Raw genomic sequence first — 11,536 nt, forward strand, 5'->3', positions numbered from 1 at the left:
AACCTCAGAGATACACCATGATTATTGAATTTGAAGAAAAACTACTGGAACTGATTGATGCTCGAATTGAAACAGCATCTGACGATGAATTGTTTGCTGGTGGTTATTTACGTGGTCACATCTCTTTATCCGCGGCGTCTTGTGAAGAAGAAGGGATTAGCGATATTACTGAGCTGAAGTCACGCATTGAGAGCAGCTTAGAAGATGCGCGTACCGAGTTAAGCCCGGCCGATCGCGTGATTGTCAGTGATTTGTGGCAAGAGCTCCAGGCTCAGGCTTAATCCCTAAGCAGCGTTCTCCCTTTATTTAATCCTAGCAATTTACTACTTCGAAAAATTCGAACCTTTCCATAAAATTTTTGTGGTTGTAGCGAAACTGTTCAACTTTTATTCTGATCAGCATAAAACGTGAACAAAGGATTACAACCATGAAAATTGTCGCATTTAGTGCATCTACCAGCTCTACCTCAATCAACAAACTACTTGCTACATACGCAGCAAATCAAGTCGAAGGCGCTCAAGTGAATGTTCTAGACTTAAACGATTATCAAGCGCCAATGTTTAGCAAGGACAAAGAGAAAGAAATAGGTCAAGCTGAAGGGGCTGTCGCGTTTTTACGTGACTTGGCGAAGGCTGACGCTATCGTTGTTTCCTTCGCAGAGCATAACGGTTCGTACCCAGCGGCCTATAAAAACTTGTTCGATTGGGCGACGCGCATTGAGCGTAATGTATTTCAAAACAAACCTGTCGTTTATTTAGCAACTTCCCCAGGTCCCGGTGGTGCACAAAGTGTTCTTGCGGCGGCGACAGGTTCTGCTCAATTTTTTGGCGCGGATGTAAAGGCATCGTTATCTGTGCCGAGCTTCTACGAAAATTTTGACGTGGAATCGGGTAAGGTTGTAAACCCAGAAGTGGCAGAGCAAGTGAAACAGGCAGTTGCACTGCTGAAGTAATCTCAGTACGAGCGACTTAATGAGTTAGCGATTCCCGACACGTATCTGTGTCGGGAATTAAAACGAGAGAATACTCTTACAGCTCGGTAATGGCTTTGCCTTTTCTTAGTTTACGAACCCACATTCGACTTGGGTGAAGTTCGGTCAATATATCAACAGGTAATGGCAGCGGGTCCCCACAGATCTGGGAGGCCAACACTTCAGCTAATAATGGTGCAGAGCTCAGTCCACGAGATCCTAAACCTAAGAAGCAGAATAGGTTAGGGTACTGATGAATGGTTTCTACCTCTTCTTCTTTTTGATTTTGTAAGTTGGCGTATTGCGTTTTGATCGCCTCAAAGTCACCCACATTCCCGACAAATGGTAAGTGATCTCGGCTAACACAACGAATACCTTGGCGAGATTGATTATCAGTGATATCTACCTCTTTTGCCCATGTTTGATTCGGTACACATTTCACTAGCTTTTCCGCATTATCTTTTTGGGCGTTTTCATCAAATTCGTAGTCAAGGTGACTGCGGTCGTAGCTTGCACCGATACACAAGTGTTGATTACTTGGGTTAACAGGTGTCATGTAACCGTCGTAACACAACACCGTTTTCAGCTGACTCAGCGTTCCGGTTGCTGGCGCATGACTGACTTGTCCTTTCACTTGTCCCATAGGTAGGGAAGCGGTTTGACTCAATGTCTGGAACTCATGGCCGTTCGCAATCACAACCGTTGAGTGCTCAAATGTTTGACCACTCGCCGTTAGTAGCCAGAGCTGACGCTTTTCATCCCAATCTAATGCCTCAACATGGTGTTCAAACTTCGTTGAGAGTAACGACGTCTGCTCCAATTGTTTAATTAACCCACGATTTAACTCGGCAGGGCACAGCCACCCTCCCATTGGGTAGTGCACAGATGCCATATCAATAGGTAACCCGATAGTGTTCGCAGTCTCCTCGGCGGACAGCTTTTGAATGAGCTCTGGTGTGAAGTTACCCGTAAGTATTTTCTCCAGTTTGTCTGTGGATTTGTCATCCCACATCAACTGAGTCACGCCACACCAGTCATGATCAAAATCGATCTCTTGTGCTGCTTGTTCAACAAACTGACGTGCGAACAAAAATGCAGGAGCAAACACTCGTGAAACACCCGTGTGCGGGCCATTAAGCAGTGGATAAACGGCTCCTTGTCGATTGCCTGAAGCTCCTTTGGCTGGTTGTTTGTCTTTACAGTAAAGGATGACGTTTTGGCCACGACGAACTAACGTTTTCGCTAACGCCGCGCTGGCTATACCACCACCAATGATGGCTATCGAATCAAGATTGCTAGATGCTGTGCGATTGAACCAAGGGAGATGGTTCGACTGCTTTTCACGTTGCTCCATAGAGCCGGCGATCATTTCTCGTTTAGTGCCGAAACCTTTCACCTTTTTCATTGTAAAGCCAGCTTCGTTCAAACCACGACGTACAAAGCCTGCTGCGGTAAACGTGGCAACTGTACAATCTTGCTTGGCTAGCTTTGCCATGTTGTTGAACAGGCCTTGGTTCCACATCTCTGGGTTTTTGCTTGGCGCGAATCCATCTAAGAACCAAGCATCAATCAAACCTTGTTCGTTGTATGGGACTTGCGGCATGCAGTCTTTAATGTCACCAAACCAAAGGTCGAGTGTGATTGCACCGTCTTCTAAAACAATGCGATGACACTCCGGCACAGCGGCAGGATAGTGCTTTTGTAACTTTTCCGCGTACTCAGCTAGCTCAGGCCAAGCTTCATGCGCCTTCTTTAAATCGGCTTTGCTTAATGGGTATTTTTCAAAGCTAATAAAATGCAGCTCTTTCAATGTTGCGTCCGGATGCTGACGACGAAACTCACTAAACCACTGGCATACTGCTAAGAAGTTTAATCCCGTGCCAAATCCTGTTTCACCAATGACAAAACGTCTTTGGTCAAATTCCTGCCATCTTTCTGGGAGATGATTTTGTTTTAAGAAAACGTAGCGTGTCTCTTCAAGACCGTTTACGTTAGAGAAGTAAACATCATCAAATTGGTCTGAAACCGGAGTACCAGCTTCGTTCCAACCAAGTTCTGCGTTTTTTATTGAAGTCATAATGGTGCAAATTTGTGATTTGGCGCGGTAAGAATGGGGCGATTGTACGAATTTATGGGAAAGCTGACCACTTTTGTTGACTATCTTAGTTATCATCTAGCGGATTTTTGAATTATAGGAATGTCATAATGAAACGAGTCGTAATCACCGGTATGGGTATTGTTTCAAGTATCGGTAACAACGTCGAAGAAGTTCTAGCGTCTCTTAAAGCGGGCAAATCTGGCATCACTGCATCTGAGCAGTTCAAAGAACACGGTCTTCGTTCGCAAGTATGGGGTGACCTAAAAATCAACCCGGCGGAACACATCGACCGTAAGCAGATGCGCTTTATGGGTGATGCGGCTGCTTATGCATACCTATCAATGGAGCAGGCAATCGCAGACGCTGGTCTTACAGAAGAGCAGGTTTCAAACGACCGTACCGGTATCGTTGCAGGTTCTGGCGGTGCTTCTGCATACAACCAAACGGTAGCGACAGACACGATGCGCGCCAAAGGCGTAAAGCGAGTTGGTCCTTACATGGTTCCTCGTACTATGTCTTCTACTGTTTCTGCTTGTCTTGCTACGCCATTTAAGATTCGTGGCGTGAACTACTCAATGAGCTCTGCATGTGCAACATCTGCACACTGTATCGGCCATGCTATGGAGCTTATTCAACTAGGCAAACAAGATATTGTTTTTGCTGGTGGCGGCGAAGAGCTAGATTGGTCTCAAACTATGATGTTTGATGCGATGGGCGCACTGTCAACCAAATACAATGACACGCCAGACAAAGCATCTCGTACATACGATGCAGACCGTGACGGTTTTGTTATCTCGGGCGGCGGCGGCATGCTGGTTATTGAAGAACTAGAGCACGCACTGGCACGTGGTGCGAAAATCTACGGTGAAATCGTAGGTTACGGTGCGACATCAGATGGCTACGACATGGTAGCGCCATCAGGTGAAGGCGCAATTCGTTGTATGAAGATGGCGATGCAAGACGTTGATGGTGTGGATTACATCAACACGCACGGCACATCGACACCAGTTGGTGACGTGAAAGAGCTTGGTGCTATCCAACAATTGTTTGGTGAGAACAGCCCTGCAATCTCTGCAACAAAAGCAATGACTGGTCACGCACTCGGCGCAGCGGGCGTGCACGAAGCGATTTACTCAACACTTATGCTAGACAAAAACTTCATTGCTCCAAGCATCAATATTTCAAACTTGGACGAAGCAGCACAAGGTCTGGACATCGTGACAGAAGCTCGTGATGCAGAGCTAACGACCGTAATGTCAAACAGCTTTGGCTTTGGCGGCACAAACGCAACTTTGGTTATTAAAAAGTACCAAGGTTAACTGAATTTGTTGGCGCCTTGCGAGAGTACTGTAAACGCCAACAATCCAGTTTCCAGAGCTTGATCAGTCACACTGATCGAACAGACGCAGACTCTATCCCATGGAGAGCGGGATAGGATCCTTTTGTTCTGGAACTTTGCCCGGCTATTTAGCCGGGCTTTTTCTTTTCTCTGTTTCTGCTTTTCTCTAGGCTTCCCGTCAATTGATTCTATAGGAGTTACCTCCTTGAGGTTTATTGGTGTTATATCTTGAGATTTTTCGGGAAAAGGGCACAATCGCTTTAGTTTCGCATCTTGCGAATAAACGAACTCATACAAATGGATGTTAGAACGCTGGCGCTATGAAAATTATTGTTGATGAAAATATGCCGTATGCTGAAGAACTATTCAGCCAACTCGGTAACGTAATTCTAAAACCAGGTCGTACACTGACCGCCGATGATTTAGTGGATGTTGATGCCCTAATGATTCGCTCAGTCACCAAAGTGAATGCTGACCTGATCAGCAAAGCAAACAAGCTGAAGTTTGTTGGTACGGCCACGGCAGGCATGGATCATGTTGACCAAGCACTCTTAAAAGAGAAAGGCATTTTCTTCACTGCGGCGCCAGGGTGTAACAAAGTGGGTGTGGCGGAATACGCGTTCAGCGTGATGATGGTGCTCGCTCAGCAACAAGGTTTCTCGGTATTTGACAAGACGGTAGGTATTATTGGTGCAGGCCAAGTAGGTAGCTACCTAGAGAAATGTTTGAAAGGCATGGGTATTAAAGTTCTGATCAATGACCCATTCAAACAAGAGGCTGGTGATCCTCGTAGCTTTACTCCATTGACAGAACTGATTGAAAGCTCAGACATCATTACACTACATACGCCAATCACCAAAGATGGCCCATACCCAACGCATCATTTGATTGATGAGAAGGTATTAAATGGTCTCCGCAGCGATCAAATTTTGATTAATGCGGCTCGAGGTCCCATCGTTGACAACGCTGCTTTGAAGCAACGTCTTTTGAAAAACGATGGCTTTACAGCGGCACTTGACGTATTTGAATTTGAACCAGAGGTTGATATGGAGCTTCTGCCTCTGCTAGCATTCGCAACCCCTCACGTTGCAGGCTATGGTCTGGAAGGGAAAGCTCGTGGTACGACGATGATTTTCAACAGCTATTGTGAGTTCTTAAATAACGAATTACGTGCGCATGCCAGTGATTTACTGCCAACCGCGCCTGTTCCTACTATGGTATTGGACAGAGCTTGGGACGAAGCAACACTGCATAACATCACGCAGTTAATCTATGATGTGCGTAGAGATGACGCTCTTTTCCGCCGCGAAATCAGTAAGCCAGGCGCTTTTGACCTGATGCGTAAAAACTACTGGGATCGCCGTGAATACAGCGCTGTCACGCTAGTGGGTAACAAAACATGTAACCTTGCTCCATTAGCAGAACTAGGTTTTCAGATTGAGGTAAGTCAATGAGCCAGCAATATAATGTTGCCATTTTAGGTGCGACCGGTGCGGTCGGTGAAACAATTTTGGATGTGCTTCAAGAGCGCAAATTCCCAGTAGGCGAAATCTTCCTACTCGCGAGTGAGCGCAGCGAAGGCAAGACTTACCGTTTCAATGGTAAAACGGTACGCGTTCAAAACGTAGAAGAGTTCGATTGGTCTCAAGCGCATATCGCACTGTTTTCTGCTGGTGGTGAGCTATCAGCCAAGTGGGCTCCAATTGCCGCTGATGAAGGCGTGATTGTTATCGACAATACATCACACTTCCGTTACGAGTACGACATTCCTCTTGTTGTGCCAGAAGTAAACCCAGAAGCGATTGCAGAGTTTCGTAACCGTAACATCATCGCGAACCCGAACTGTTCAACCATCCAAATGCTGGTGGCACTAAAACCAATTCACGATGCGGTGGGCATTGAGCGTATTAACGTATCAACTTACCAATCGGTATCTGGTGCAGGCAAAGCGGGTATTGATGAGCTAGCAGGTCAAACGGCGAAGCTGCTAAACGGTCTGCCTGCAGACAAGAAGCAATTCTCTCAACAGATCGCGTTTAACTGCATTCCACAAATCGATCAGATGATGGAAAACGGCTACACCAAAGAAGAAATGAAAATGGTGTGGGAAACACAGAAGATCTTTAACGATCCATCAATCACAGTCAATCCAACGTGTGTACGTGTTCCTGTATTTTACGGTCACGCAGAAGCACTTCACATTGAGACTCGTTCACCTATCGATGCACAAGAAGTCGTTAACTTGCTTGAGCAAACTGACGGTATCGAAGTGTTCCACGGTGAAGACTTCCCTACACAAGTTCGCGATGCGGGCGGTAAAGACCATGTAATGGTTGGCCGTATCCGTAACGATATCAGCCATCATAGTGGCGTAAATCTGTGGGTTGTTGCTGATAACGTGCGTAAAGGCGCGGCAACTAACGCGGTGCAAATCGCAGAAGTACTGATCCGCGATTACTACTAAGTCGTTTATAGTTCATTTCAAAGCCTCGCACAGTGCGAGGCTTTTTTGTACGAACGAAACAAAATAGTGTGAGATTAGTACGAATATGGCGAGAGCCACACATTTTTTATTCTCAACGCTATAGTTTTGCATGCGATATCCGATATATTTAACCGATCACCATTTCAAATTGTATTTAGCACAAAACTGAGCCTTCTATGCGTCAAAATTATAAGCGTTTGTTAGCAGCCCTTGTGTTGATGAGCGCGACTCAGACATCATCAGTGGTTCAAGCCGAAGGAATTCGTCTTGTTGGACCGTCTGGTGAAGTGCAATCATCTCCGAGCTATGCTGAAGATATTGAGCGAGCATTACCTGCTCCTCCAGCGAATACTCAACCGTCACGTTTCTTTGGTCCGACTGGTGAAAATCAAACACTATGGTCGATCGCTTCAGAATTACGACCTTCACGCGGTGTTACCGTTCAACAAACGCTTCTTGCCATTTACCGAATTAACCCTCAAGCGTTTGAGAACCAAAACATTCATGAATTGATCCCAGGTAGTCGGCTACGAGTACCTTCTCTAGAGCAAGTGCAAAGCGCGACCACAGCGCAAGCTGTTGCGATTATGAAGGCGCATGAAGCTAAGTTAAAACAGCCGAAGCCGACAAATAGAGCGACGCCAGCACAACGAGTCACCGAGCAACCAAAGCCACAAATTAAAGTAGAACCCAAGCCTGCGGCTAAGCCAGAGACAGTGGCAGCAACGGAGCCAAAACCAACTCCGAAAACAATACCCGTCATCCCTGCGCCACCAGTAACCACCTCTCCGCAGGGTGAAAAGCAGGTCAGTGCGCTAAAGGACAAACTTCAAGGCTCACAAAGTGAATTAGAGTCATTAGAAGAGAAGAACCATCGTCTTCGATTGATGCTGTCAGAAGTGCAAAGCGAAGTCGAAACTTTGAAAAGCGAGCTGAATGACGAAGAACGCATTCGCTCAGAAGTCGAGAAGCTGCTTGCAGAAGAGCGCCAGCGCCTTGCTGAACAACAGCGCATGCAACCAAGCACCATGGACAAAATTTTGTCTAATGGTTGGCTTGTTGGTCTTGCGGCATTAATTCCTGGTGCTTTGATTGCGTTGCTAGTTGTTATGCTTCTTGGTCGACGCTCTAAAGCGAAAGGGGAAGAAGCGGCTGCACAGGAACAGCAAAACGTTGATCCTCTTGCGGCGCCAATCGGTTTAGCGGCGGCGGATGAGCTTGATGAAGAGCTCACGCTTGATGATGAATTGTTTGCAGATGAAGATATCAACACACAGTCTTTACAAGAAGAGAAGTCAGATTTAGAAGAAGACGTCTTTGCTAACCTCGACGATGAAGAACTTGATTTCAATCTGGAAGGGGACGATGACCCATTTGCAGATATTGGCGATGACGGCGACCTAGATGTTGGTCTGGATGAGTTTGAGTCATCGAACAATGGTATCCAAGTCAACGGCGAAGAAAAAGCGCTTGGTTTAGAAGAAATGGAGCGAGCCTTAGATGAGGTTGCTCCAGAACTAGAAGTGCTCGATGACGATGAGTCTGGCTTCGATCTTTCGGATGATGTGAATGAGAAATCAGACTCGCTTTCAGACGACGCATTTGCCGAGTTACTTGCAGCCGATGAGCCGTCAGAAGAGTTACCAAGTGACACTGTCGACCAGGATATGCTTGATGACTTGTTTGCTGAACTTGGCAACGATGACTTCGATTTAGATACTGATGAGCCTGAGTTAAAACAGCCCGTTTCGGATGATGACTTTAGTGTAGGAGAGGCATCTGACGACGATATCGATAAGCTATTGGCCCAGTATGAACAACCGGCTAGTGAATCGGAAGTTCGAGAAGCTGACGCCAATGAAGGTCCTGTTCTAGATGAAAACAGTACAGAGCTACTCGATGAACTCATTGATTTTGATGAAGATGACACAGACGAGTTTGATCCACTAAACGAGCTAGAAGCAATCTCTGGTTTTGAAGGTGATGACTCGATCGAAGAGTTAGACGCAGATAGCACAGACTTACTGGATGAACTCATTGATGATGTTACCTCTGAACTTGATGAAGAGACTGAAGCTGATTTAGATCCGTTTGATGATCTGATTCGAGAGGACGAGAGCCCAGAGCAGAATAAATCGGAAGAGGAAGAGTTACTGAAATCACTTGGTTTTGGTGAGCCAAACGCCGACGAAAAGCCATCTTCCGTAGTTGAGTCAGAACAAACTCATGAAGATCAGGACATTGAGTCTGGATTGGACATCGACGCTTTATTAAGTGAAAGCCAACCAGACACGCAACAAGCTGCAAAAGAGCAACCATTAACCGAGCCAGAGGCTGCCTCAGAGCCATTTAGCAGCGATGAATTTCTTGGTGATTTAGAGGACCTCTCACCAGAGAATGATCCTTTAATGAGCGAGCTAGACGACCTATTTGAGTCAGACAGTGAAGAACTTCTGCCAACAGAACAAGAAAAAGCGGATTTTTCTGCTGAACTTGACGCTCTATTTGATAGTGAAGACGATTTACCGCAGCAAGTTGAAAAAACACAAACGGAGATAGAGGAAGCTTCATCACTACAACAAGAGGCTACCGATACTGATTCAACACAAGAACCATCCGTGGAGTCCGATGCTGAGGTACAGCCTCACGTTGAGCAAGAGGAAGACATTCCAGCCTTCACGCCGACACCAAATACAATAGAAAATGAATTCGGTGTTCCACAAGAAGAAGATTGGCTACTGGATGAACCTGAATTGGAGCCGGAAACTGAGTCGACCAACGATTCAGAAGATGAATTCAATTTTGACGAGCTAGATCTTCCAGAATTCAGCGAAGAAGATGCTCTAGCATCTATGGCTGGCGAACCTGCGTTAGAAACGTCCGAGTCCGTTGAGTCAGAACAAGTTGAAGCAGGCTTACCAACTGAATCAGAAGAAGAATTCAATTTTGACGAGCTGGATCTTCCTGAGTTTAGTGAAGAAGACGCATTGGCGTCTATGGCGGATGAGCCGGAGTTAGAAACGTCCGAGTCCGTTAAACCAGAGCAAGTCGAAGCTGACTTACCAACCGAGTCCGAAGAAGAGTTCAATTTTGATGAGCTGGATCTTCCTGAGTTTAGTGAAGAAGACGCATTGGCGTCTATGACGGATGAGCCGGAGTTAGAAACGTCCGAGTCCGTTGAACCAGAACAAGTTGAAGCCGACTTGCCAACTGAATCAGAAGATGAATTCAATTTTGATGAGCTGGATCTTCCTGAGTTTAGTGAAGAAGAAGCATTGGCGTCTATGGCTGGCGAACCTGCGTTAGAAACGTCCGAGTCCGTTGAACCAGAACAAGTTGAAGCCGACTTGCCAACTGAGTCCGAAGAAGAGTTCAATTTTGATGAGCTCGATTTGCCAGAGTTCAGTGAAGAAGATGCACTGGCGTCTATGGCTGGCGAACCTGCGTTAGAAACGTCCGAGTCCGTTGAGCCAGAACAGGTTGAAGCCGACTTGCCAGCTGAGTCCGAAGAAGAGTTCAATTTTGATGAGCTCGATTTGCCAGAGTTCAGCGAAGAAGATGCCTTGGCGTCGATGGAAGAAGAGCCAGAATTACCGAGCTCTGAGACTGCAGATATAGAACCAATCTCCGGTGAGGATGAAGAGTTAAGTTTTGACGACCAAGATCTTCCAGAGTTCAATGAGGAAGATGTTCTCGCGTCAATGAACGAGGGTGCGCCAGAGAGCCCTAAGGTTGAAGCAGAGACATCGAGACCAGCTATTCAAGCCGATAACGATCATGATGCTTTGTTTGAAGTATTTGCGCAGCAAAACGGCTTTGATACTGACCCAGAAGTGCAGCCAACAGCGACAGAGGGTGAGCCGCTCAGTAATTTGGATGATGAATCATCAATGGCTAACCTTCTTGCGGAAGACGCAAACTCAGAAGTATTTGAAGGTAAACTAGACAGTGACACCATCGCAAGTGCAGGTATGGATTTTGAAACCATGCTTGATGTTGGAGATGATTGGGATGGCTTTAAACCCGCCGCTGATAACGTAAGTTCTACTGAAGAAGTGCCTGAGGACCAGCGTGATGTTTGGAATTCGAGTGATGCACTAAGTCAGCCAGAGATCGCGCAAGAAAACTGGGCAGAGCAAAGCGACTTGGATGACTTCGACCCGAAGAAAAATCAATTTATGACGATTGATGAATTGATGGCTCAGGTCGACAGAGAAGGTGGTGAGTTCGAAGAAGAAGACCTTAAGCTCGATGTCGGATTGAACGAGTTTCCAGATGTTATCGGCGAGATCGGCGATATTGACGTAGATAACAATGCTGAAGCGGCTGGGAAACTGGATTTGGCTAAAATCTATCTCGAGATGAACGATTCTCAAGGGGCGATTAAACTACTAGAAGAGGCGATTGTTTACGGTGAGGATGATATTCGCCGCGAAGCAAAAAGCCTGATTGATGCCATTAATGGCCGATAAACCGAAACAAAAGGGTAGCGTTTGCTACCATTTTTGTGTCCCGTTAGTAGGATGCTACCTTTATGTCACCCTTGGTGAAACTGGCAACTTGAGGTGACTTGAGTATATACTTCCCGCCCCATTTTAGAGTTCGAAGGTTAAGATGAGAATCGCATTAGGTATCGAGTACAAC

7 protein-coding genes are annotated in these 11,536 nt (G+C 46.1%); 6 read left to right on the plus strand and 1 reads right to left on the minus strand.

All coding sequences use genetic code 11. The features are described 5' to 3' along the window. The first annotated feature begins 17 nt into the window (after positions 1 to 17). Complete coding sequence (locus R7O12_RS22220; RefSeq protein ID WP_005380548.1) at positions 18 to 281, plus strand: YfcL family protein; 264 nt, start codon at positions 18 to 20, stop codon at positions 279 to 281. A gap of 146 nt (positions 282 to 427) precedes the next feature. Next, positions 428 to 952, plus strand: coding sequence for an NADPH-dependent FMN reductase (locus R7O12_RS22225; RefSeq protein WP_318126387.1), 525 nt, complete (start codon positions 428 to 430; stop codon positions 950 to 952). 76 nt (positions 953 to 1,028) lie between these two features. On the opposite strand, the gene mnmC is transcribed toward R7O12_RS22225, so the two are convergent. Next, positions 1,029 to 3,047, minus strand: a complete 2,019-nt coding sequence (gene mnmC, locus R7O12_RS22230; protein WP_318126389.1) for a bifunctional tRNA (5-methylaminomethyl-2-thiouridine)(34)-methyltransferase MnmD/FAD-dependent 5-carboxymethylaminomethyl-2-thiouridine(34) oxidoreductase MnmC — start codon at positions 3,045 to 3,047, stop codon at positions 1,029 to 1,031. Between the two features lie 128 nt (positions 3,048 to 3,175). Here mnmC and fabB point away from each other — a divergent pair, with 128 nt between their 5' ends. From fabB to R7O12_RS22250, 4 genes are all read left to right on the plus strand, one after another. Continuing rightward, entirely contained in the window at positions 3,176 to 4,387 is a 1,212-nt protein-coding gene (fabB, locus tag R7O12_RS22235; RefSeq protein WP_005380557.1) for a beta-ketoacyl-ACP synthase I, read from the plus strand. 340 nt (positions 4,388 to 4,727) lie between these two features. Next, a complete protein-coding gene (locus tag R7O12_RS22240) occupies positions 4,728 to 5,861 on the plus strand; it encodes a 4-phosphoerythronate dehydrogenase (RefSeq protein WP_005380560.1) in 1,134 nt (377 codons plus the stop codon). Next, positions 5,858 to 6,871 (plus strand): aspartate-semialdehyde dehydrogenase, encoded by a 1,014-nt coding sequence (locus R7O12_RS22245; protein WP_005380562.1) that lies wholly within the window; start codon positions 5,858 to 5,860, stop codon positions 6,869 to 6,871. The genes R7O12_RS22240 and R7O12_RS22245 overlap by 4 nt, the downstream gene beginning before the upstream one ends. Before the next feature lie 197 nt (positions 6,872 to 7,068). Beyond that, positions 7,069 to 11,364 (plus strand): FimV/HubP family polar landmark protein, encoded by a 4,296-nt coding sequence (locus R7O12_RS22250; protein ID WP_318126392.1) that lies wholly within the window; start codon positions 7,069 to 7,071, stop codon positions 11,362 to 11,364. Positions 11,365 to 11,536: the final 172 nt, after the last annotated feature.

It is taken from the genome of Vibrio sp. Vb1574, from assembly GCF_033338675.1.